Origin of the sequence: Polynucleobacter asymbioticus, from assembly GCF_018687575.1 — a bacterium.
Taxonomy (GTDB): Bacteria; Pseudomonadota; Gammaproteobacteria; order Burkholderiales; family Burkholderiaceae; genus Polynucleobacter; species Polynucleobacter asymbioticus_C.
In genome coordinates this window covers 1,533,579-1,556,211 of record NZ_CP061297.1, presented here as the reverse complement: position 1 = coordinate 1,556,211, position 22,633 = coordinate 1,533,579, and the positions used below count along the sequence as shown (strand labels likewise).

The following is a 22,633-nucleotide window of genomic DNA, read 5'->3' as shown; positions in this document are numbered from 1 at the left end:
AGAGTCGGATTAAGATGGAGAAATGACCGAATTTGCCGCCCAAATTGAATTCCTCAAGCAGCACTCCAGCTACGCCCAACGCTGGCTGAATTCTCGCCCTGAATGGCTGGACTGGCTTCGCTTGCAGAGCTTATGCAAAGTAGATGTTGCTGGGATTAGGGGTCTATTAAGTCCTTGCCAGGACGCTTTGGGGAATTCAGAGCAAGATGAGGCTCAATTTATGGCAGATTTGAGGCTGGCAAGACAGCGCCTCATGCTCTGGGTTGCCTTCAGGGATCTCAATGGTATGGCTGATCTCAGTGAGGTAACGCATGCCTTGAGCCATTTTGCGCAAGAGACTGTGGCTCTCTCGATTGCTTATGTTCGTGAGGATCTGCAGCGTCGCTTTGGTTTGCCATGGAGCAAGGTCACTGATTCTGAGATGCCTTTGATGGTCGTCGGTATGGGAAAGTTGGGCGGTTTAGAGCTCAATCTTTCTTCTGATATCGATCTCATCTTTTTGTACGAGCATGAGGGCGACACTCAAGGTGGACCCAAAAGCTTGTCTTACCACGAGTGGTTTACTCGAATGGGCAAGCGCTTGATCAAGCTATTGGCAGAGCATGATGCGAATGGTTTTGTGTTTCGGGTGGATATGCGCCTCAGACCTAATGGAGACTCTGGCCCTTTAGTTTGCAGTCTCGATATGCTCGAAGAATATCTATTGGTGCAAGGTCGAGAGTGGGAGCGCTACGCTTGGATTAAGGGCCGGTTGATTTCACCTTTGCCTGACTCCCCAGCCTTTGCTTATTGTGATCGTGAGCTCGATCAATTGATTCGCCCGTTTGTCTATCGCCGTCATTTGGACTACGGCGTGATTGCATCCATTCGTGAATTGCATGCGCAGATTCAACATGAGGCTGAAAAGCGCTCCTCCAATCATCATGGGAGATCTAGAGATATTAAGTTGGGTCGAGGCGGCATCCGAGAAATTGAGTTCTTGGCGCAAATGTTCCAGTTGATGCGAGGTGGAACAGATCCCCGTTTTCGTATTCGACCTACCCTAGAGGTATTGGAGCTTGTAAAGCAGCAAGGAATTTTGCCTGCTAATGAGGTGGATGATCTCAAGTCAGCTTATGTTTACCTGCGTCGCTTAGAGCATCGCATTCAGGTATGGGAAGATCAGCAGACACACTACTTACCTGAAGATGAAGGCGCTCGCACTCGATTGGCGGTGAGTATGGCTGGTCCTGATCAGCTTCAAGAGCAAACTACTTTCTTATCGAAGCTCGATAAACACCAGGCGGCAGTAGCCCAATATTTTGAAAAAGCCTTTGTACTGGATGATGCTGCGCGCCTAGATAGCACCTCATTGCCAGTGGGATGGGGGCCTGATGGCAGTCTGTTTCCAGAGTCAGCAGCTCGGTGGTTGGCTTGGTCTGATAGCTCAAAGCAAAGACAGTTGCCGGAGAAAAGCAGAATTATTTTTGATAACTTGATTCGTAAAGCTGCAGACAGCTTGCAAGCGGATCAGCCTATTGCCATTAGCGCTGATCAGACTTTACTGCGCTTCTTTGATTTGTTGGAGGCGGTTGCTCGGCGAAGTGCTTATCTGTCGATTCTTTCAGAGTATCCGCAGGCGCTATCCAACGTATTGGCCTTACTAAAGGCTTCTCAATGGGGCGCGGAGTATTTAACTCGGCACCCCCATCTATTAGATTACTTACTTAATTCGCGAACTGAGAAGGCGCTGATTGAGCATCCGGAGCAATATTGGCAAGAAGTAAAGACCACCCTAGATGTGCGTCTAGATGATGTGATGGCTGATGGTGATGGCTCAGAACAGGCGATGGATATTTTGCGCATTACCCACCATACCGAAACATTCATTACCTTGTTGGCAGATTTGGGAATTGGTGTTGATCATGAGCTCTCTGTAGAGAAGGTTAGCGATCATTTATCCGCTTTGGCTGACTTGATATTGCAGACTACTTTTGAGCGTGTATGGCCTAGCGTTGCCAAGAAATTTGACTTGCCTCATGATGCAACTGCGCCATTTGCAGTGATTTCCTATGGAAAGTTAGGCGGTAAAGAATTGGGATATGCCTCCGACTTGGACTTGGTTTTTTTATATCAAGCCGAGGAAACGGATTTTGCTGCCCAAGAAATTTATGCCTTACTTGCTAAGCGCATGATTAATTGGTTAACGGCCTATACATCTGCTGGCAGCCTGTTTGAAATTGATACGCGCCTTCGCCCGAATGGCTCCGCAGGATTTTTGGTGACCAATGCGAATGCCTTTAAGAAGTATCAGTTACGTGAAGGGGATAACGCGGCATGGGTTTGGGAACATCAAGCGCTGACGCGCGCACGTTTTTCAGCTGGAAGTGTAGCGGTTGGAGAATTCTTTGACGATGTCCGTTTTGAGGTCTTAAGTCAGAAGCGTGATATTGATCAGTTACGTAATGAAATTTTAGAAATGCGTCGCAAGGTTCATGCTGGGCATCCAAATCCCACTCCCGATTTTGATTTAAAGCATGATGCTGGCGGCATGGTTGATATTGAATTTATTGTGCAATTTTTAGTCCTCGCATTTTCAAATACTCACCCACAGCTGATTGGTAATTTAGGAAATATTGCCCTCCTTCGCATTGCTGGAGAAGCGGGTTTAATTCAAGCTTCAATAGCTCGGCAGGTCGGAGATGCATACCGTTTGCTTCGAGCCCGTCAACATCGCTTGCGTTTAGATGGTGCAGAAAAGACACGTGTAGATTTGGGTCTTGAGCCTCAACTAGTGGAGGTAAGAGAGCGTGTGCTAGTTTTGTGGCAAGAAGTATTTCTTGCCCCCTCGAATGCTTGAAAAGGCTTAATGTTGCTCTAGGAGTTCTCGTGCATGGCGACGCGTCGTGTCAGTAATGGTTGCACCACCTAACATGCGAGCCACTTCTTCAACGCGCTCAGATCTTCCTAGTGGGGTAACTTGGGACAAGGTTTTATCGCCCGTCTGAGATTTGCTGACTTTGAGGTGGTGATTACCCTGCGCAGCTACTTGTGGCAAATGGGTCACACAAAGAATTTGATGTGATTCGCCAAGTTGGCGCAATAATTTTCCAACCGTCTCTGCAACAGCCCCTCCGATGCCTGCATCAACCTCATCGAATATGAGTGTGGGCGTAAATGACGCTTTACTGGTGATGACGCTGATGGCTAAGCTAATCCGAGCCAGTTCACCGCCCGACGCAACTTTCGCTAGTGAGCGGGGAGTGCTGCCGGCATGACCTGCAACCAAAAATTCAATTTGCTCCAGACCATGAGCACTCCCTTCAGTCAAAGGCAGCAAAGCGATCTCTAACTGCCCGCCTGCCATGGATAAGTCTTGCATCGCAGCGGTAACTTGCTTGCCCAAATCTGAGGCAGCTTTATTGCGTTTTTGTGAGAGTTGTTTTGCTTGCTTCAGATAGATCAGCTCTTCTTGCTTTACTTTTTCGCGTAAGGCTTCGATGTTTTGTGAGGCTGTTAGTGCATCTAATCGTTCGGCAGTATCCAACAGCAGCTTTGGCAGGTCATCTGCTTCTGTGCGGTATTTTCTGGCTGCACCATGGAGGGCTTGCATACGCTCCTCTACTTCACTGAGGCGCGCTGGATCTAAATCGAGTTTTTGTAGATAGCGATTGAGGCTATGGACTGCTTCATCAATCTGAATTTGTGCTGACTCTAAGGCCTGGCTGATATCGCTTAATGCGGAGTCATGCTCGGCTAAGGCACTCATATTGGTGCTAGCTTTAGACAGGATAGATTCCACGGAGTTATCGGCATCACTGAGAACATCAATTGCTTCTTGGCAGCCACTAATAATCTTTGCACCGTTAGCTAGACGAGCATGTTCACTTTGAATGGAAATCCACTCACCGTCTTGCGGAGAGAGTTCAGTGAGCTCTTCTAATTGCCATTCCAAACGCTCCCGTTCGCGCTCAATATCTTGTCCGGCATTTTCAGCTTGTTCTAGTTTGCGGCGCGATTCATTGAGGGCTTTAAATAATTGAGAGACCTCAGCAACAAGATCCATGTGATTTGCGTGGCGATCTAGAAGCTCGCGTTGCGCACCACCTTTGAGTAAAAGTTGATGTGCATGTTGACCATGAATATCCACCAACTGATCGCCCGCTTCTCGCAGTTGCGCCAAGGTTGCTACGCTGCCGTTAATGAAAGCACGGCTACGGCCATTGGCCTCAACTGTTCTTTTAAGTAATAGACTTTGCCCTCCATCCTCAATAGGAAAACCCTGCTCATCAAGCCATTGATTGAGGTGTTGAATTTGCTGGGGATCAATTCGAAAGAGGGCGCTAATTTCGGCGCGGTTACAGCCTTCACGAATTTGGCTGCTATCTGCACGTTCACCCAGAACCAAGCTGAGTGCGTCTAAGAGGATGGATTTACCAGCGCCGGTTTCACCGGTGAGGACAGTGAAGCCTGAGGAAAGGTCTAGCTCTAGCTGGTCAACAATGACAAAGTCGCGGAGCGATAGTGTTTGAATCATACCTTAGCGTACCAAAAAATTCGATATCAGAATGTCGATGGATACTCATTCCAATGCAGCTTCTCTCGCAAAGTTTTGTAGTCACTATGACTGCGAGGGTGAAGTAAGGTGATGGTTTTTTTAGATTGACTTACCTCAATGGTGTCGCCTGATTGCAAATTCGTTTGTGATTGCATATCAAAGTTCACAATGACGCCCCTGCCATCAACCACCTCAATACTCACGACGATATCTTGTGGCAATACGATGGGTCGGTTAGATAAGGAGTGGGGTGCAATCGGTGCCAGCAAAATTCCTGCTACGCGCGGATGCAAAATAGGTCCACCAGCAGAAAGGGCATAAGCGGTTGAACCGGTAGGAGTCGACACAATCAAACCATCAGAGCGTTGGTTATACATAAATGAGCCGTTGACGCGTACTGCAAGTTCGACCATTCCAGAAATTCCAGAGCGATTCACAACTACATCGTTTAGTGCAAGAGCCCGATTAATTTCTTTGCCATTGCGCATGACAACTGCATCGAGCAAAGTCCTCGTGTCAGCTTCATATTCACCGGCAATAATTTGCGGCAAGACTGTTTGAACGTTTTGAATGGGGATATCAGTCATGTAACCCAGACGACCCATATTGATCCCAACTAAGGGGACTTTGCTACCGGCCAGTTGACGACCAATGCCAAGCATCGTGCCATCACCACCCAAAACCACTGCCAAATCAATGGCGCCCGTAAACTCCTCAACTTTTTTGATGGGGTAGGCGGTCAGACCGAGATGGCTAGCAGTAGCGCTCTCGACATGGACTTCACAGCCTTGTTGGCTCAGCAGCACCGCTAGGTCATTCAGGCGCTCTTGCATACCATCAGCCTGATATTTGCCGACAAGTGCAACCCGGCTAAATGCCTTTTTGCTGGAATTTGGGGATGGGCTTAACATATAACGATTAAACCATACGCATAAAATCCCTTCCACTATGGATGATCGTTCCCGCGCCTTACTGAAAACCCTCATCGAGCGCTATATCGAAGAGGGGCAGCCTATCGGCTCTCGCACCCTGTCCCGCTTCTCGGGGCTGGATCTTTCTGCGGCCACGATTCGTAATGTCATGGCTGATTTAGAGGAAATGGGCCTGGTCACGAGCCCTCATACATCTGCCGGTCGCATCCCTACCCCAAGAGGCTACCGTCTCTTCGTGGATACGATGGTGACGGTTCGCCCCTTGGAAGAAATCGCTGCCCGCGAGGTGGAGAAAGGGCTTTTGCCGGACTCCCCGCAAAGGGTGCTCAACTCCGCTGCCCAAATTCTGTCTAATTTGACCCATTTTGCTGGAGTGGTGATGACGCCCAAGCGGGCCCAAGTATTCAAGCACATCGAGTTTTTACGCCTAGGTGAAGGCAAGATCTTGCTCATCATGGTGACCCCTGAGGGTGATGTCCAAAACCGTATCCTCCCAACTACGCAGGACTACACGCCAAGTCAGTTGGTAGAGGCGGGTAATTACATCAATATGCAGTTTGCCGGCAAAAGTTTTGCCGAGGTACGTGCCCACCTCGCCTCCGATCTAGATAATCTTCGTAGTGATATCTCCGGTTTGATGGCTTTGGCGTTGCACAGTGGCGTCAGTGACTACGGTATGGGTCAAGGGGATATGTTGCTATCTGGCGAGCGACGACTGCTGAATGTCGGTGACCTCAGTACGAATTTAGACAAGCTTCGTAAGATGTTTGACATGTTGGAGCAAAAGTCGGTACTCATGCAGTTACTGGATGTATCGAGTCATGCAGACGGTATTCAAATTTTTATTGGCGGTGAAAGTGATTTATTGCCATATGAAGATTTGGCGGTCATCAGTGCGCCGTATAGCGTAGATGGTCAGGTCGTTGGAACTCTCGGCGTGATTGGTCCTACTCGTATGGCATACGATCGGGTGATTCCGATTGTCGATATCACCTCCAAGTTGTTATCAGGCGCATTAAGTTCCCCAGTGAACTTTCAATGAACATTATTTTTAGCTCTCTTTAATTAAGACGGATCCCTCTTGAATCAAAATCCCCACCTACGCCCCTCTAAGACAGCAGTGCTCTTGCTGAACTTAGGTACTCCATCTGCACCAACTGCTAAAGCAGTGAGAGCCTATTTAAAAGAATTTTTATCTGATCCACGTGTAGTTGAAATTCCTCGCATTATTTGGTGGTGCATTTTGAATGGCATTATTTTGCCGATTCGGAGCGGTGCTTCGGCAAAGAAATACGCTTCCATTTGGCTGCCAAAATTAGGCTCCCCTTTGATGCATTACTCCCGCCTTCAAGCTAAAGAGCTGAGTGAGAAATTTGCTAATCACGGTGAAGTGGTGCTGGTGGATTTGGCCATGCGCTATGGTGAGCCTTCTACTAAGCAAGCCTTGGAAGCCTTGCAGGCACAGGGTATGGAGCGCCTCCTGTTGCTACCGCTGTATCCACAGTATTCAGCGACAACTAGCGCTTCCAGTTTTGATGAAGTGTTTCGTGTACTTGGAACTTGGCGCAACCAACCTGAGCTGCGCTTAATAAAGCACTATCACGACAACCCTGCATACATTGCCGCACTACGTGATCAAGTGCTCGGTGCATGGGATAAGGATGGCCGCCCAGATTTTGCTGCCGGTGATCGTCTCGTGATGTCTTTCCATGGTTTGCCTAAGCGCAATTTAATGAAGGGCGATCCCTATCATTGCGAATGTTTAAAAACAGGTCGCCTACTTGGTGAGTCATTAGGCTTAGAGCCTGGACAATACTTGGTCACCTTCCAATCCCGTTTTGGTAAAGCCGAGTGGCTCAAGCCTTATACGGCTCCCATGATTGAAGAGCTGGGCAAACAAGGTTGCAAACGAGTCGATATTTTTTGTCCAGGATTTCCAGCAGATTGCTTGGAAACATTGGAAGAGATTGCTATGGAAGCGCGCGAGATCTTTCTAGAGCATGGTGGCAAAGATTACCGTTACATTCCTTGCCTCAATAGCAATCCAAAATGGATTGATGCGATGTACGACATTGCTCAGCAGCATTTATCTGGCTGGAGTCTGGGCGTCGAGTCTGATGCGGTGTTACAGGAGCGTGATCGCCTAGCTGAGTTGGCTAAAGCGAGAATTACCTAAACTCAGCGCACTTGAAATTGCTTTAATCGGCCCCATATCATTGAGAAGTAGCCATTCTGATAGAAAAGTGAATTTGTACCCATGACCCAAGAAAATCAAAATCCATCTCCGGACCAGGAAAATATTGCCGCCGATCCTCAAGCTGAGGGTAGTCTTGATGCAGCTGCTACTCCCGATGAAGTAAAGACTCCAGAGCAAGAGATTGCGGAGTTAAATCAAAAGCTAACAGAGATGCAGGACAACTATCTCCGCGCTAAGGCCGAAGGTGAGAACATTCGTCGCCGTGCCGCTGAGGACATCTCTAAGGCGCATAAGTTTGCAATTGAAAGTTTCGCAGAGCATCTTGTGCCAGTCACAGATAGTTTGTATGCCGCCTTAAATGCAGAGGCAGTCGACGCCAAAGCCTTTAAAGAAGGTTTGGAGATCACCTTAAAACAGTTGCTCTCAGCCTTTGAAAAAGGCCGAATGACCGAGATTAATCCTGCTGTAGGTGACAAGTTTGATCCCCATCACCACCAGGCAATTGCTTCAGTGCCTTCGGATCAAGAAGCTAATACCGTGGTTTCAGTGCTCCAGAGGGGTTACTCCATTGCCGATCGCATTTTGCGCCCAGCCCTGGTCACCGTGAGCGCACCCAAATAAGCCATTCAAACCCCCAAATCTGGGGTTTTTGATCCAAAAGCGGGATAAAAAGGCAGAAATCTGCCTTTTTTGTATTTTCAGCCCTTGAATTCCCTCTTTTTGACCCCATTTATTGAATATCGATTTATTCGCAGCATTACGAAATTACACATAACTTAATTTTTGGAGCCATTATGGGAAAGATTATCGGAATTGACTTAGGAACCACGAACTCGTGCGTTTCAGTTGTAGAAAACAATGCACCTAAAGTTGTTGAGAACGCCGAAGGTGGCCGTACAACTCCATCCATCATTGCTTACGTTGAAGACGGCGAAGTATTAGTGGGCGCGCCTGCAAAACGCCAATCAGTTACCAACCCGAAGAACACGATTTACGCAGTAAAGCGTTTAATGGGTCGTAAATTTACTGATGCTGAAGTGCAAAAAGACATCAGCTTGATGCCTTACAAAATTGTTCAAGCAGATAACGGCGACGCTTGGGTTGAAGCGCGTGATAAAAAAATGGCACCACAACAAGTGTCAGCAGAAATCCTGCGCAAAATGAAAAAGACTGCCGAAGATTATCTCGGTGAGGAAGTGACTGAAGCAGTGATTACTGTTCCTGCATACTTCAATGACAGCCAACGTCAAGCAACAAAGGACGCAGGCCGTATCGCTGGTTTGGATGTCAAGCGCATTATTAACGAGCCAACTGCAGCGGCATTGGCATTTGGCCTGGACAAGCAAGACAAAGTGGATCGTAAGATCGCCGTGTATGACTTGGGCGGCGGTACATTCGACGTGTCCATCATTGAAATTGCTAACGTGGATGGCGAGAAGCAGTTCGAAGTGCTCTCTACTAACGGCGATACCTTCTTGGGCGGCGAAGACTTTGACCAACGCATCATTGATTGGATCATTGCTGAGTTCAAGAAAGAGCAAGGCGTCGATTTAAGTAAAGACGTATTGGCATTGCAACGTTTAAAAGATGCTGCTGAAAAGGCCAAGATCGAGCTGTCATCTGCACAACAAACTGAAATCAATTTGCCATACGTGACTGCTGATGCAGGCGGTCCTAAGCATTTGAACTTGAAGCTTACTCGCGCTAAGTTGGAGTCTTTGGTAGAAGAGTTGATCAACCGTACGGCTGGTCCTTGCTTAACTGCAATCAAAGACGCTGGCGTAAACGTGGCTGACATTGATGACGTGATTTTGGTTGGTGGTCAAACCCGTATGCCTGCGGTTCAGGACAAGGTAAAAGAGATTTTCGGCAAAGAGCCACGTAAAGACGTGAACCCAGACGAAGCTGTTGCAGTTGGCGCTGCGATTCAGGGATCTGTATTGTCTGGTGATCGTAAGGATGTATTGCTCTTGGACGTCACTCCATTGTCATTGGGTATCGAAACCTTGGGCGGTGTAATGACCAAGATGATCCCAAAAAACACGACTATTCCTACTAAGCATTCACAGGTTTACTCCACAGCGGAAGATAACCAGCCTGCGGTAACGATTAAGTGTTTCCAGGGTGAGCGTGAGATGGCTGCTGCCAACAAATTGCTCGGTGAGTTTAATTTGGAAGGCATTGCTCCAGCTCAGCGCGGTATGCCACAAATTGAAGTGACTTTTGATATTGATGCCAACGGTATTTTGCATGTCACTGCAAAAGACAAAACAACTGGCAAAGAAAATAAGATCACCATCAAGGCAAACTCTGGTTTGACTGAAGAAGAAATTCAACGCATGGTGAAAGACGCTGAGGCGAATGCCGATGAAGATAAAAAAGCATTGGAGCTTGTAACAGCGCGCAACACTGCTGATGCTTTGGCCCATTCAACCAAGAAAGCTTTGGAAGAGCATGGTTCTGCTTTAGAGGCTTCTGAGAAAGAAGCAATTGAAGCCGCCTTGAAGGAATTGGATGAGGCAATCAAGGGTAGCGATAAGGCTGCAATTGAAGCTAAGACTGAGGCTTTGGGCAAGGCAAGTCAGAAGTTAGGCGAAAAAGCTATGGCTGCTGAACAAGCTAAAGCTGGTGGTGCTGCTCCCGGTGCAGCTCCTGGTGGTGCGCAAGCAGCCGCCCCGGATGCTGACGTAGTGGATGCCGATTTCAAAGAAGTGGATGACAAGAAGTAATCCCTTATATTGAAAGCCATTTAACGTAGTTTAGAAGTACTTAAATAACAAGTCGGCCTCGTGCCGACTTGTGTCATTCAGGTTGTTGAGAGGAATTTTGTGCCTAAAAGTAAACGCGATTATTACGAAGTGCTTGGTGTTGCGAAAGGTGCCAGCGATGAGGAGCTGAAGAAGGCTTATCGGAAAATGGCGATGAAGCATCACCCTGATCGCAATCCCGATAGCAAAACGGCGGAAGCGCAATTTAAAGAAGTTAAAGAAGCGTACGAAACACTGACGGATCCAAACAAACGTGCCACCTATGATCAGTATGGTCACGCTGGCCTCGATCAATCTGGCGGATTTGGAGGCGGTGGCTTTGGCGGTGGCGGCGGTGGTTTTGCCGATGCCTTCGGCGATATCTTCGGCGATATCTTCGGCCAAGGCGGTGGGCGTCAGTCAGGGCCGCAGGTCTATAAGGGTGCCGATTTACGTTACAACATGGAAATCACTCTTGAGCAAGCTGCCGAGGGTTACACCACGCAAATTCGGGTACCAAGTTGGAGTGACTGCAAGCCATGTCACGGTTCCGGAGCGGAGCCTGGTAGTAAAGCAGAGAGATGCACTACTTGCGATGGTCATGGCCAAGTTCGTGTTCAGCAAGGTTTCTTCTCAATGCAACAAACTTGCCCTAAGTGCCGCGGTACAGGTGAATACATTCCGAAGCCATGTAAAACCTGCCATGGCAGCGGTAAGCATAAAGAGCAAAAAACACTGGAAATTAAAATCCCTGCGGGTATTGATGATGGCATGCGCGTGCGATCTGTTGGTAATGGCGAACCCGGTGTCAATGGTGGGCCGTCTGGTGATCTTTATGTAGAAGTTAGAGTAAAGCCCCATAAAGTATTCGAGCGTGATGGTAGTGACTTACATGTCCAGATGCCAATCTCATTTGCAACGGCAACGATTGGCGGAGATATTGAAGTGCCAACGCTTTCTGGGCGCGTGGAATTTCCGATTCCTGAGGGTACGCAGACTGGCAAAACATTCCGTTTGCGTAACAAAGGTATTAAAGGCTTGCGCTCCACGATGGTGGGCGATCTCTTCGTTCATATTGCTGTTGAGACCCCAGTCAAGCTGACTGATGAACAGAAAAAATTACTACAGAAGTTTGATGACAGCTTGAAATCGGGTGGCGATAAACATAACCCGCATCAAAAGGGTTGGTTTGACGGAGTAAAGAGTTTTTTTAGCTAACTAGTAGTTCAAGCTTAGCCAGCAAAGCCATGTTCGGGTCCGGGAAACTTTCCGGATTTCACTTCTCGAACATAGGCTTTGACTGCTGCCTCAATTGAGGCGTGACCATCCAAAAAGTTTTTGACAAACTTTGGTGGCTTTCCAGGGCTAATGCCCAGCATATCTTGTAGTACCAGCACCTGACCAGAGCAATCTGCTCCTGCGCCAATACCAATGGTGGGGATGGAGAGTGATTCGGTAATGAGTCTTCCCAGCGAAGATGGAATTGCCTCGAGGACAATCATTTGGGCACCAGCTTGCTCGCAAGCAATTGCTTGTTCGAGCATCAAGCTTGCTGCATCCTTAGATTTGCCTTGAACCTTATAACCACCCAAAATATGAACGGACTGAGGTAACAAGCCCAAGTGAGCACAAACAGGAACGCTGCGTTCTACTAAATACTGAATGATGTCGATTTGCCAATCACCACCCTCAAGCTTCACCATATCAGCGCCTGCACGCATTAGCTCAGCTGCTGAATCCAAGGCTTGCACGGGATCGCCATAGCTAGCAAAAGGGAGATCAGCAATGATGAAAGCATGGGAGTTGGCGCGGGCTACGCATTCAGTGTGGTAAGCCACTTGTTCAACAGTTACAGGTGTTGTGCTGGAGTGACCTTGAATCACATTACCCAAGGAGTCGCCAATAAGTATGGTTTCCACTCCGCATCGATTTAACAAGGCAGACATTGTTGAATCGTATGCTGTCAGCATAGCAATTTTTTCACCCTCAACACGCATGGAGAGGAGTTTAGAAATCGTAATTGGCTTTTCGCCTTGTAAGTAACCCATGGCGTGAGTTTAATGAATTAATGCGCTGATTGGCTATAAACGTCTTTTTCAACGCAATTACAGTTGCGGCAAGGGAGTTTTTCAATGCGCTGGTCTGCTACATTGGGTAAGTAGGACTTGAGTTCACCCCAGTTGGGCAAAAAGAAATCTGGGGCAATTTCCAGTAAAGGCAGCAGAACAAAAGAGCGCTCAATGATTCGAGGATGGGGAATGGTGAGTTCAGTATCTGTTTGAGAGACGCCTTCAAATGCCAAAATATCTAAATCAATCGTGCGGGGCGCATTGGCATAAGGACGCTCACGACCAAATTCTTGCTCTACTGCTTGGCAAACATGCAATAAGCCATAAGGACTGAGTTGCGTCTCAATTTCAATTACGGCATTGATATAGTCGCCACCGGTAGCCTGAAAGGGCGCGCTTTGGTAGAAACAGCTTTTGGCTAGGATTTGGAGCTCGCAACGTTGCGCAAGGCACACGATCGCATCAGTAATAAGCTGACGTGTATCACCGATATTGCCACCAAATCCAATAAAAGCTCGAGCCATGCTTATTCCAAACGAGAGAAAAGTACACGAAACTACCGAATCTACTTTACTGAATTTTTCTCAAGTCTGCTTAGTCTGCTAAACCTTCGGTGGGCGTGGCTGATTTGGGCTTCCTACGACGACGGCGTTTTGCGGGGGCAGCGCTATTGCCAGTCTCGTTTTTGACGCTGGCCATCAAGGCTTCTTGCCCCTCTGGATCGCTTGCAATGAAGCTGGTCCACCATTCTCCTAGTGCCGGGGGTTTTTCGCCTGTGGCACAGCGCAGGAGCATAAAGTCATAACCTGCCCTAAAACGGGGAGATTCAATGAGGCGATAAGGGTAGCGTCCAACACGCTTTTCAAAGCGGGGCTGCATGGACCAGATTTCTCGCATATCACTCTCAAAGCGGCGTTGGATCACCATGCCACTACTTTGGCTTGCAATCGTCTCATCCATCGCATCATGCAGTGCGGGAATGTTGGAAATCCCTTTAGCGATATTCTTTTTCCAATTACTCAGTAGATCAGGCCATAGCAAAGTTGCAAATAAGAAGCCTGCTGAAACGCTTTTGCCTGCTTGAATGCGTTGATCAGTATTACCGAGGGCAATCCGAACAAAATCATTAGCTTCTTTAGAGTCTGCGCTTTGATCCAAGATGTGATCGAGTAAAGGTAGTAGGCCGTGATGTAGTCCTGCATCTTTCAGGCCTTGAATTGCAGCCCATGAATAACCAGACATGAGTAGTTTGAGGATTTCATCAAAGAGGCGAGCAGATGGAACATCATGAATCAACTTACCCAATTTGCCGATAGGTGCGCGTGTAGCAGTATCTAAGGTAAAGCCTGTCTTGGCGGCAAAACGAATAGCGCGCAACATCCTTATCGGATCTTCACGATAGCGCTTAGCGGGATCACCAATCATGCGCAGAGTTTTCTTCTGCATATCAGCCATACCGCCGTGATAGTCGAGTACAGTTTCAGTGGCAGGATCGTAGTACATCGCATTGATGCTGAAATCTCTACGCGCAGCATCCTCATGTTGGCTGCCCCAGACGTTGTCACGCAAGATACGACCATTTTCCGCGACATGCTCGCCAGCGTTCTCCAATAAGGCTCTGAAGGTAGATACTTCAATGATTTCAGGCTGGCCTTTGCCAAAGAATGTCACATGCACAATCTGAAAGCGACGACCAATCAGGCGGGCTTTGCGAAACAGCTTTTGTACCTGCTCTGGTGTTGCATTAGTTGCCACATCAAAATCTTTTGGACCAATTCCTAAGGCTAAATCTCGAACTGCACCACCGACAATAAAAGCATCATAGCCAGCCTGCTGCAATGTTTGGGTCACCTTCACTGCATTTTTAGATAGCAAATGCGGGTCAATCCGGTGAGTTTTTTTAGGGATTCGTTTCGGTGCGCCAGAAGTATGGGCTGCAGTATGTCGGACCATTGGGTCACGACGCAAAATACGTTTAATGAATTTGGTAATCATGCAAACAGTTCAAGTATGGGCCAGTGACGTCTTGAGGCTTCATCACGTAGGCGAACATCTGGATTGGTAGCAACAGGATTGCTAACTTTTTCCAGGAGGGGTAAATCGTTCATGGAGTCTGAATAAAAAAAACTTTGTGGTAACTGATTTAGTTCAAGATTTTGAGTGGCAAGCCAATCGTGAACTCGTTGAATCTTGCCTTCCCGAAAACTGGGGATGCCTTTGACTTCCCCGGTGAAGTTAGCAAGAGGCTGATCTCCCACCGTAGCAGGTTCCGTAGCTACGAGATGTTCAATACCAAAGCTTTCCACAATAGGGCGAGTAACAAAGCTATTCGTTGCAGTAACAACGCAGCAAAGATCACCAGCATCCTGGTGGCGCTTGACTAGATCAATGGCCTGTTGACGTAGTTGACCGGTAATCACCTCTTTCATAAAAGCGTCATGCCATTCTTTGAGTTGTTCGCGAGAATGCTCCGAGAGCGGCTTCAAAGCAAAGCGTAAAAACTCCTGAATATTGAGCTTGCCATCTTTGTAATCTTGGTAGAAGCGTTCATTTTGCTGTGCATAGTATTGGCTATCTACTACGCCAATACGCGCTAAGAATTGACCCCATTCATAATCGCTATCGCAGGGGAGAAGAGTGTGATCTAAGTCGAAGAGTGCTAATTGAGTCATGAATATTTATTTTGGCTGCAAGAGCTCTCGTACGAGGGGCAAAGTGACAGCACGTTTTGTTTCTAGTGAGTAAGCATCCAAAGCATCAATCAAGGCCATCAGATTGGGCATATCGCGATAGAAGCGATTTAATAACCAAGGCAATACATCTGGGGATAAAACCAAGCCGCGTGCCTGCGCTGCTTGTTGTAGCGCCTCTATTTTCTCATCATCGCCCAAAATGTGAGTTTGAAAGATCAAACCCCATCCCAGACGGGTACGAAGATCTTCTCTAAGCTTTAAAGCGCCAGGGGCAGCATTGCCTGCCATGAAAATATGAACCGCTTTACTGCCCTGAACAGCATTCAAAATACGAAATAAAGAGGCTACCAAGCGCTCATCGAGCCGGTCTACGTCATCAACAGTAATAGTCGAGGGCACATCGCTCACACAGAGGGCGGGGAGGCTTTCTTCCAGGCGTACCCAAGAAATCGGCTCATTAGGAGTGAGGTGGAAGTTTTCCAAACCCAATTCCTGCGCGGTCCCGCCAATGGCGCTAAGTAAATGGGTGCGACCAGAGCCTTCTGGTCCCCACCAATAGAACCAACGTTGATTTAGAGGGTTCTCACTAACATGTCTTGGAGTATTCACTTTCCAGGATTGAGCTAAAGCCAGCAAAGCAGAGTACAGCGCGAGATTTTCTCCAGCTAAAAAATTACTTAAGCTGGGTTTGGGTGTATGACCAATGTCGAGCGCAAACTGTTTTGGTAGTGAGGAGTTATTCATTACTGCGGATACTTACTTTTGATACCACGAGCTTTGCGTATAGCGTGACCAACCATATTGCAGGAGTACTAAGCCGACTGCGCTCGTTGGCAATGCAAGCAGAACACCAAAGAAGCCAAATAGTTTTCCAAACAGCAGCAAGGCAAAGAGCACGGCAACCGGATGAAGGCCTATACGCTCTCCCACCAGGCGGGGCGTCAGGAAGAAGCCTTCAATGAATTGACCGAGTCCGTATAGCACTAGAACGCCAATGATTGCACCGCCAGGCCCAAATTGTAAAAGGGCTGCAAGGATGGCCAGGGTAAAGCCTAAAGTAATGCCGATGTAGGGAATCACAATCATGAGCGCAGTGAATACGCCCAATGCCACAGCCCCTTTAATTCCGATGACGCTCAATCCAGCGCTGTAGAAAACAGACATGATTGAAATGACGATGAGCATACCCCTGAGATATTGGGAGAGTAAGCCATCAGCATGCATTACAAGGTGATGGATGGTTTCCTGGGCGCGTACTGGAACAATTGATTTGACTAGTTTGAAAAAATGGTCCCAGTCGATCAGTAGATAAAACATGACAAATAGCGTCAGTACTGCATTCACGAATGCCGTAATGACAGAGCTACCAGACATCAACACTGTCTCTAGTGTGGAGCTCATCAATGCATCGGAATTGTCGTTGAGGTGTGTTGTGATTTTTTGGGTGGCGCTGGATTTGAGCGTATTCCAATCCACATTGATATTGAATTCACTTAACTTAGGTCCAAGCCATGATTGGGTGTTTTGGATCCAATCTGGAAATTGGGCCCTGATCATGGGAATTTCAGTTTTAAGGAGGGCAATAAAGAGGGTCAAAATCGAAAATACGACTGCCAAGCCAATAATCATGGCAATCCCAGCGGCAGCTGCACGGGGTAGGCGATGCCTCTCAAGCCACAAGCAAACTGGGCGTAGGGCATAAGCCAGAATAAATGCAGTGAGAAAAGGGGTAAAAATTTCAGCCATCGTGCTCGAATCCTCTAGAATTCAATGATTCTACCGACCAAGTAGCGTTTCTTACTAATCTTCTATCTCTGCCATGAACTCATCTACCAATTCTTCCTCAAAAGGCCTTTCCTATCGTGACGCTGGTGTCGATATCGACGCCGGGGACGATTTAGTGGATCGCATCAAGCCTTTGGCCAAAAAAACCATGCGCGAAGGCGTATTGGCTGGGATTGGCGGCTTTGGCGCCCTGTTTGAGGTGCCAAAGCGCTATAAAGAACCAGTTTTGGTATCTGGTACCGATGGTGTGGGTACCAAGCTCCGATTGGCTTTCGAGTGGAACCGCCACGATACGATCGGCCAGGATTTGGTAGCGATGAGTGTGAATGACATTTTGGTTCAAGGTGCTGAACCCCTCTTTTTCTTGGATTACTTTGCCTGCGGCAAGCTCACTGTAGATACTGCGGCAACAGTAGTTGGTGGTATTGCTAAAGGTTGTGAGTTATCCGGTTGTGCCCTCATTGGTGGTGAAACTGCTGAGATGCCTGGCATGTATCCTCCAGGTGAATACGACTTAGCCGGTTTTGCTGTTGGTGCGGTTGAAAAATCTAAAATTATTACTGGTGCAACGATTGCCCCAGGTGATGTTGTTTTAGCAATCGCCTCAAGCGGTGCGCACTCCAATGGCTATTCATTGGTTCGTAAAATTATTGAGCGTGCTGGCGCTAAGCCTACTGATGATTTGGGTGGTCGCTCTTTGGGTGATGTGGTGATGGCCCCGACACAAATTTACGTGAAGCAGTTATTGAAGTTGATCAATGAGATCAATGTGAAGGGTATGGCGCATATTACTGGCGGTGGCTTGGTGGATAACGTGCCACGTGTGCTCCCAGAAAATACCCAAGCTGTATTGCATCGTGATAGCTGGCAAATGCCAGAACTCTTCCGCTGGTTGCAGATGAAGGGTGGCGTAGCAGATGCAGAAATGGTGCGCGTATTTAACTGCGGTATTGGCATGGTGGTGATTGTGTCGGCCGATCAAGCGGATCTTGCAATCCAATCGCTCAAGGCTGAAGGTTTGCATGCCTGGACTGTTGGCGAAGTTGTCGAGCGTCCAGCCGGTGCACCACAAACTATCGTTATTTAATCCGCGGTAAAAGTCTATTGATTTAGGCTTTGCTTGCAGTACTCTAAGGCTGCGTTCAATTCGCTTGGGTTGAAAGGATCAAATGTTTTTCTTCCAGCGATCGCACGCAACCAAGTCAACTGTCGTTTACCAAGCTGCCGAGTAGCTGCCAAGGCTTTGTAGCGCATCTCTGCTCGGTCTACCTCGCCTGATAAATACTCCCACACTTGTCGATAGCCTACTGAACGAATGGCTGGTAGATCGCCATGCAAATCTGGATTTTTTCTCAGTAGCTCGACTTCCTCTAGCAGTCCGCCAATCAACATTTCATCGAAGCGCTTTTCTAGGTTCTGGTGGAGGCGTGAGCGATCGCTGGGCTCCAGCGAGATCAGGTCAATCCACTCCGGTATTGCAGAACCTTCTCGGCCGTCTTCGCTTGGCGAATCTGCCAATAGTTGCGACATGGGTTTGCCGGTAATTTCATAAACCTCCAAAGCGCGTTGTACGCGTTGAGAGTCATTAGGCTGTAAGCGTGCGGCAGTAATGGGATCTACCTGAGCAAGTTCAGCATGCATTGCAGGCCAGCCGATAACCTTACCTTGCTCATCAAGACGGGCACGTATTTTTGGATCTGCCGGTGGAAGAGAAGAGAGGCCATATGCCCAGGCTCGCCAATACAACATCGTGCCGCCCACCACAACAGGGGTATTTCCGCGCTCTCGAATTTCTTTGCATAGTCGCTTGGCATCATTTGCAAAACGCGCCGCAGAATAGGATTCGGTGGGATCTAATATATCAATTAGGTGGTGTTGAACTGCCGCTTGTTCTGCCTTGCTTGGTTTTGCGCTACCAATATCTAGTCCGCGATATACCAAGGCGGAGTCCATGCTAATTAATTCAATGGTTCGACCAATGGAATTAGCATGCTCTGCTAATGCCATTGCGAGATGGGTTTTGCCTGCGCCTGTGGGGCCAACAATACACAGTATGGGTGGCTGATCAGATAAATGCGTAGGCTGAATGTGAAGTTCAGTTTGCATACCGCATTATAAGAATGAAATATCTCAATCGGTATGGCCAGCCTGTTAATATCCTTGCAACTAATACATGGAGCACGACTTGATCGATACCTTATTGCAGTTAGGCGACTTACTTTTGCACATTGATCGTCATTTAGATGTGGTGATTCAGCAATACGGCTATTGGGCTTATGGCTTACTCTTCGCCATCGTGTTTGCAGAGACTGGTTTAGTAGTCGCTCCTTTTTTACCTGGTGATTCTTTACTGTTTATTGCTGGAGCCTATTGCGCTACCGAGCATTTCAATCTGTGGACGCTTTGTATTGGTTTATTAATTGCTGCGATTGCCGGCAATACTGTGAATTACTTTATTGGCCGTTGGATTGGCGAAAGAATTTTTAGCAGTGAATCACGCTGGATTGATCAAGCAGCTTTACGTAAGACACACTCTTTTTATGAGAAGCACGGTGGCAAAACAATTATTGTGGCGCGCTTTTTGCCGATCATTCGTACCTTTGCACCTTTTGTTGCCGGCGTTTCAGCCATGAACTTCTCGCGCTTCCAGTTTTTTAATATTACTGGCGCTCTTATATGGGTCTTTGGTTTAGTTGTTGCAGGTTACTTCTTTGGCAACATTCCCATCATCCGCCAAAACCTCAATGTGATCGTATTGATCGGTATTGGTGCCGCAGCTATTCCAATTGTGCTGGCTGCTCTCTACAAAATATTTCAAGGTAAAAAGAAGTAAATAGCCCTAGCTCTCATTAATGTAGCTTGGTTTGACTCTCTAGAGTGGCAATGTGTTCGCGAATGTCTGCTGCATCTTCTGCGCCAGGCATTTCACTTAAGTAGCGATGTAAATCCGCTATTGCAGGGCGGACATATTCTAGTTGCGCAAAGATCAATCCGCGATCACGAACCTCTTCGGTTGAGTCTGGCAACAAGATGACTAGACGTTCTTGAATCCCAAGGAGACGCTCCCAGCGCTCATCTTCTGAATAGATCATTTTGAGATTTCTCATAAAACGCGAGAGAATTTCTCGAGAACTAGAGGCCCTCAAAAAGATATTCAGTGGCAGGCTGAGTTCGCCGCGATATCCTTTGGCATCCAAGTATGGGTCGAGCATTTCTTGGAGTTGATTCTTTGAGAGAGATTCGCCATTCAATGGATCCATGATGATTTCACCTTGCTGCAAGGAGATGCGCATCATGAAGTGATTCGGGAAAGATACTCCGCGGATATTTAAGCCAATTTGCTGCCCGAGTTCCATCATCAAGATGGCTAATGAAATTGGAATGCCACGACGATTCTCGATGATCTGGTGTAGATAAGAATTCTCGGGAGCATAAAAGTCATTCGGGTTTGGACCAAAACCGAGCTCGTTATAAAAGAAATGCTTGAGCAACTGCAGACGCTGAATCGGTGGCGTATCTGGAGTAATACGCTGCTTGAGTTTATTGCCCCACTGATCAATCTGATCCAGTACTCCCTGAACATCGAGGTCAGGGTAGGCGTGTTGTGCAACAGCTACTGTTGCCTCGGTTAAGGGAAAGTGCTCATCTTCAGCAACGAGGGATGTGAAATAGTCGAGTTGTTGTGTTGGCATAAAGGCTATTTTGCATGACGTAGGAATTTTTGCCAGCGGATGCCAACAAGCCCTAAAGCTACAAAATAAACCACCGCAGCAGCAGCCAACCAGGCGGCCAGTAAGCCAACCCGGATCCAGGGGCTAGATTGCAGTGCAATCCAATCATGTGCAGTGGCTGCGTAATACAGGAGGAATGCAAAAGGGATTAAGGCTAGCAATAGCTGCCCCAGATACTTCAACCATGCAGCGCTAGGTAAGGCGCCACGGCGATGTAGACCTACCCACAGTAGTGCGGCATTCAGACAGGCGCCAGCGCCAACGGAGAGTGCGAGCCCGGCATGTCCCAACCAAGGAACAAAAACTAAATTGGCTAATTGCGTTGCTACCAGGACCAGAAGGCCAATCTTGACTGGTGTACGGATATCTTGGCGCGAGTAAAAGCCAGGAGCCAAGATTTTCACCAAAATGAGGCCAATGAGTCCAACACCATAAGCGGCCAGTGCGCGCTGTGTCATCAAGACATCTAAGGCATTGAACTTGCCGTAGTGATACAGAACCGCTGCCAGTGGTTCGCCAAAAATAAAGAGGGCAATTGCGCAAGGGGCTGCTAGTAAAAAAGTTAGCTGCAATCCCCAAATCAAGAGCTCGCCAGCATGTACTAGGTCATTTTTTGCATTTGCCTTGCTCAGACTCGGCAACAAGACCGTACCCAGAGCGACACCCAAGAGGGCTGTTGGGAATTCCATCAGGCGATCGGCATAGGAGAGCCAAGATACGCTGCCTGCTTGTAAACGAGAGGCAATGTTGGTGTTGATGATGAGTGAAATTTGGGCGACTGAAACAGCGAATACGGCCGGCCCCATGAGCTTCATGACACGCCTAGCGTCGGGATTTTTAATGGCTGCTTTGAGAGCGCCCGGCAAGAGACCCACTTTAGGTAATAAGCCCAGACGGGAAAGTGCTGGAACCTGAATCGCCAGTTGCAGGAAGCCACCCAAGAGCACGCCGATGCTCAGGGCATAAATGGGTTGCTCTAGGTGGGGTGCCATAAAGATGGCGCTACCAATGAGGGCTAAATTCAGTAAAACTGGAGTAAATGCTGGGACGGCAAAGCGGCCAAAGGTATTGAGGATACCGGCTGACAGTGAAACCATCGAAATGAGTCCGATGTAAGGAAACATGATGCGGGTCATGACTACGCTCGCCTCATAGGCTGGACCGCCCTCAAAGCCTGTAGCAATCACCAGAATCAACAGGGGGGCGCCAATGACCCCCAGGAGTACTGTGAGCAGTAAAGCCCAAAATAAGAGCGTAGCAACGGCATTTACGAGGATTTGGGACTGTTTTACATCCCCCTTATTGGAGATTTCCCCCAAAATGGGTACAAATGCCTGGGAAAAGGCCCCTTCAGCGAAGAGTCTGCGCAGTAAATTCGGCAGTCTGAAGGCCACATTAAACGCATCAGTCCACTCTGAAACCCCAAAACTACGGGCAATCAGGGTCTCCCGGAGAAGTCCGGTGATCCTGGAGAGCATCGTGAGGGAGCTGACCTTAGCGGCAGCGGAAAGCAGATTCATGGGCCAATTTTCCCCTATTTATCAAGCGACTGGGCTTTTTTAGTCCTTTAATGTAAAATCTTGGGTTTTGGTGAGTCAGCTTGCAAATTTGGCGAACCCACGCAGATTTTCAGTTAATCGTATTTTGTAATTTTTATATAGCAAGGTTTAAAGATGGCCAATACCGCACAAGCGCGTAAACGCGCACGGCAGGCAGTAAAACAGAATGAACACAACTCCAGTTTGCGTTCAAAGCTTCGCACTTCCATCAAGGCAGTTCGTAAAGCAATTGAAACTGGCGACAAGGCTGCTGCAGCTAAAGTGTTCGCAGCAACTCAATCAACAATCGACAAGATTGCTGACAAAAAGATTGCTCACAAAAATACTGCATCACGTCAGAAGTCACGTTTGTCTGCAGCCATCAAGGCAATGGCAGCGTAAGA

20 protein-coding genes are annotated in these 22,633 nt (G+C 47.8%); 9 read left to right on the top strand and 11 right to left on the bottom strand.

From position 1 onward, the window contains the following. Positions 1-22: 22 nt before the first annotated feature. A complete protein-coding gene (glnE, locus tag AOC19_RS07840) occupies positions 23-2,839 on the top strand; it encodes a bifunctional [glutamate--ammonia ligase]-adenylyl-L-tyrosine phosphorylase/[glutamate--ammonia-ligase] adenylyltransferase (RefSeq protein ID WP_215375690.1) in 2,817 nt (938 codons plus the stop codon). Positions 2,840-2,845: 6 nt separating this feature from the next. Here glnE and recN read toward each other — a convergent pair whose 3' ends face one another. Next, entirely contained in the window at positions 2,846-4,516 is a 1,671-nt protein-coding gene (recN, locus tag AOC19_RS07835) for a DNA repair protein RecN (RefSeq protein ID WP_215375687.1), read from the bottom strand. Between the two features lie 26 nt (positions 4,517-4,542). Next, complete coding sequence (locus tag AOC19_RS07830) at positions 4,543-5,448, bottom strand: NAD kinase (protein ID WP_215375684.1); 906 nt, start codon at positions 5,446-5,448, stop codon at positions 4,543-4,545. A gap of 37 nt (positions 5,449-5,485) precedes the next feature. On the opposite strand from AOC19_RS07830, the gene hrcA reads away from it, so the two are divergent. From hrcA to dnaJ, 5 genes are all read left to right on the top strand, one after another. Next, positions 5,486-6,511 (top strand): heat-inducible transcriptional repressor HrcA, encoded by a 1,026-nt coding sequence (gene hrcA / locus AOC19_RS07825; RefSeq protein ID WP_215375681.1) that lies wholly within the window; start codon positions 5,486-5,488, stop codon positions 6,509-6,511. A 39-nt stretch (positions 6,512-6,550) separates the two neighbouring features. Further along, complete coding sequence (hemH, locus tag AOC19_RS07820; RefSeq protein WP_215375678.1) at positions 6,551-7,645, top strand: ferrochelatase; 1,095 nt, start codon at positions 6,551-6,553, stop codon at positions 7,643-7,645. Positions 7,646-7,726: 81 nt separating this feature from the next. Then, positions 7,727-8,287, top strand: a complete 561-nt coding sequence (gene grpE, locus AOC19_RS07815; RefSeq protein WP_215375675.1) for a nucleotide exchange factor GrpE — start codon at positions 7,727-7,729, stop codon at positions 8,285-8,287. A 173-nt stretch (positions 8,288-8,460) separates the two neighbouring features. After that, a complete protein-coding gene (gene dnaK / locus AOC19_RS07810) occupies positions 8,461-10,395 on the top strand; it encodes a molecular chaperone DnaK (protein WP_215375672.1) in 1,935 nt (644 codons plus the stop codon). Positions 10,396-10,494: 99 nt separating this feature from the next. Beyond that, entirely contained in the window at positions 10,495-11,631 is a 1,137-nt protein-coding gene (dnaJ, locus tag AOC19_RS07805) for a molecular chaperone DnaJ (protein ID WP_215375668.1), read from the top strand. A 14-nt stretch (positions 11,632-11,645) separates the two neighbouring features. Here the strand turns inward: dnaJ and panB are convergent, their stop codons facing one another. The 6 genes from panB to AOC19_RS07775 all read right to left on the bottom strand — a co-directional run bounded on the left by panB (position 11,646) and on the right by AOC19_RS07775 (position 16,921). After that, positions 11,646-12,461, bottom strand: a complete 816-nt coding sequence (gene panB, locus AOC19_RS07800; RefSeq protein WP_215375665.1) for a 3-methyl-2-oxobutanoate hydroxymethyltransferase — start codon at positions 12,459-12,461, stop codon at positions 11,646-11,648. 17 nt (positions 12,462-12,478) lie between these two features. After that, the gene (folK, locus tag AOC19_RS07795) at positions 12,479-13,006 is read right to left on the bottom strand and encodes a 2-amino-4-hydroxy-6-hydroxymethyldihydropteridine diphosphokinase (protein ID WP_215375662.1); all 528 of its coding nucleotides are present in this window, start codon (positions 13,004-13,006) and stop codon (positions 12,479-12,481) included. Positions 13,007-13,076: 70 nt separating this feature from the next. Beyond that, positions 13,077-14,477 carry a polynucleotide adenylyltransferase PcnB gene (gene pcnB / locus AOC19_RS07790; protein WP_215375659.1) on the bottom strand — a complete coding sequence of 467 codons (1,401 nt, stop codon included), beginning with the start codon at positions 14,475-14,477 and terminating at the stop codon, positions 13,077-13,079. Next, positions 14,474-15,154, bottom strand: coding sequence for an HAD family hydrolase (locus tag AOC19_RS07785; protein ID WP_215375656.1), 681 nt, complete (start codon positions 15,152-15,154; stop codon positions 14,474-14,476). Before AOC19_RS07785 ends, pcnB begins: the two co-directional genes overlap by 4 nt. Before the next feature lie 6 nt (positions 15,155-15,160). Continuing rightward, on the bottom strand, positions 15,161-15,919 hold the full coding sequence (gene hda, locus AOC19_RS07780) for a DnaA regulatory inactivator Hda (protein ID WP_215375653.1): 759 nt from the start codon (positions 15,917-15,919) through the stop codon (positions 15,161-15,163). A 12-nt stretch (positions 15,920-15,931) separates the two neighbouring features. After that, on the bottom strand, positions 15,932-16,921 hold the full coding sequence (locus AOC19_RS07775) for an AI-2E family transporter (protein WP_215375650.1): 990 nt from the start codon (positions 16,919-16,921) through the stop codon (positions 15,932-15,934). 73 nt (positions 16,922-16,994) lie between these two features. On the opposite strand from AOC19_RS07775, the gene purM reads away from it, so the two are divergent. Then, positions 16,995-18,047, top strand: coding sequence for a phosphoribosylformylglycinamidine cyclo-ligase (gene purM / locus AOC19_RS07770; RefSeq protein WP_215375647.1), 1,053 nt, complete (start codon positions 16,995-16,997; stop codon positions 18,045-18,047). Positions 18,048-18,061: 14 nt separating this feature from the next. Here purM and miaA read toward each other — a convergent pair whose 3' ends face one another. Further along, positions 18,062-19,066 (bottom strand): tRNA (adenosine(37)-N6)-dimethylallyltransferase MiaA, encoded by a 1,005-nt coding sequence (miaA, locus tag AOC19_RS07765; protein WP_215375645.1) that lies wholly within the window; start codon positions 19,064-19,066, stop codon positions 18,062-18,064. 67 nt (positions 19,067-19,133) lie between these two features. Here miaA and AOC19_RS07760 point away from each other — a divergent pair, with 67 nt between their 5' ends. After that, the gene (locus tag AOC19_RS07760) at positions 19,134-19,793 is read left to right on the top strand and encodes a VTT domain-containing protein (RefSeq protein WP_215375642.1); all 660 of its coding nucleotides are present in this window, start codon (positions 19,134-19,136) and stop codon (positions 19,791-19,793) included. A 16-nt stretch (positions 19,794-19,809) separates the two neighbouring features. On the opposite strand, the gene AOC19_RS07755 is transcribed toward AOC19_RS07760, so the two are convergent. Both AOC19_RS07755 and murJ read right to left on the bottom strand, forming a co-directional pair. Next, positions 19,810-20,652, bottom strand: coding sequence for a SirB1 family protein (locus AOC19_RS07755; protein ID WP_215375639.1), 843 nt, complete (start codon positions 20,650-20,652; stop codon positions 19,810-19,812). A gap of 5 nt (positions 20,653-20,657) precedes the next feature. Then, on the bottom strand, positions 20,658-22,211 hold the full coding sequence (gene murJ, locus AOC19_RS07750; RefSeq protein ID WP_215375636.1) for a murein biosynthesis integral membrane protein MurJ: 1,554 nt from the start codon (positions 22,209-22,211) through the stop codon (positions 20,658-20,660). A gap of 153 nt (positions 22,212-22,364) precedes the next feature. Between murJ and rpsT the strand changes: the two genes are divergently transcribed. Continuing rightward, positions 22,365-22,631, top strand: a complete 267-nt coding sequence (gene rpsT, locus AOC19_RS07745; protein ID WP_015421893.1) for a 30S ribosomal protein S20 — start codon at positions 22,365-22,367, stop codon at positions 22,629-22,631. The last annotated feature ends 2 nt before the right edge of the window (positions 22,632-22,633 follow it).

Coding starts and splice junctions, on each gene's coding strand:
- panB (WP_215375665.1), bottom strand. CDS start 12,461: ATGGGTTACTTACAAGGCGAAAAGCCAATTACGATTTCTAAACTCCTC.
- recN (WP_215375687.1), bottom strand. CDS start 4,516: ATGATTCAAACACTATCGCTCCGCGACTTTGTCATTGTTGACCAGCTA.
- grpE (WP_215375675.1), top strand. CDS start 7,727: ATGACCCAAGAAAATCAAAATCCATCTCCGGACCAGGAAAATATTGCC.
- hrcA (WP_215375681.1), top strand. CDS start 5,486: ATGGATGATCGTTCCCGCGCCTTACTGAAAACCCTCATCGAGCGCTAT.
- folK (WP_215375662.1), bottom strand. CDS start 13,006: ATGGCTCGAGCTTTTATTGGATTTGGTGGCAATATCGGTGATACACGT.
- hda (WP_215375653.1), bottom strand. CDS start 15,919: ATGAATAACTCCTCACTACCAAAACAGTTTGCGCTCGACATTGGTCAT.
- AOC19_RS07760 (WP_215375642.1), top strand. CDS start 19,134: ATGGAGCACGACTTGATCGATACCTTATTGCAGTTAGGCGACTTACTT.
- AOC19_RS07785 (WP_215375656.1), bottom strand. CDS start 15,154: ATGACTCAATTAGCACTCTTCGACTTAGATCACACTCTTCTCCCCTGC.
- purM (WP_215375647.1), top strand. CDS start 16,995: ATGAACTCATCTACCAATTCTTCCTCAAAAGGCCTTTCCTATCGTGAC.
- glnE (WP_215375690.1), top strand. CDS start 23: ATGACCGAATTTGCCGCCCAAATTGAATTCCTCAAGCAGCACTCCAGC.
- AOC19_RS07755 (WP_215375639.1), bottom strand. CDS start 20,652: ATGCCAACACAACAACTCGACTATTTCACATCCCTCGTTGCTGAAGAT.
- miaA (WP_215375645.1), bottom strand. CDS start 19,066: ATGCAAACTGAACTTCACATTCAGCCTACGCATTTATCTGATCAGCCA.
- pcnB (WP_215375659.1), bottom strand. CDS start 14,477: ATGATTACCAAATTCATTAAACGTATTTTGCGTCGTGACCCAATGGTC.
- rpsT (WP_015421893.1), top strand. CDS start 22,365: ATGGCCAATACCGCACAAGCGCGTAAACGCGCACGGCAGGCAGTAAAA.
- dnaK (WP_215375672.1), top strand. CDS start 8,461: ATGGGAAAGATTATCGGAATTGACTTAGGAACCACGAACTCGTGCGTT.
- AOC19_RS07830 (WP_215375684.1), bottom strand. CDS start 5,448: ATGTTAAGCCCATCCCCAAATTCCAGCAAAAAGGCATTTAGCCGGGTT.
- AOC19_RS07775 (WP_215375650.1), bottom strand. CDS start 16,921: ATGGCTGAAATTTTTACCCCTTTTCTCACTGCATTTATTCTGGCTTAT.
- murJ (WP_215375636.1), bottom strand. CDS start 22,211: ATGAATCTGCTTTCCGCTGCCGCTAAGGTCAGCTCCCTCACGATGCTC.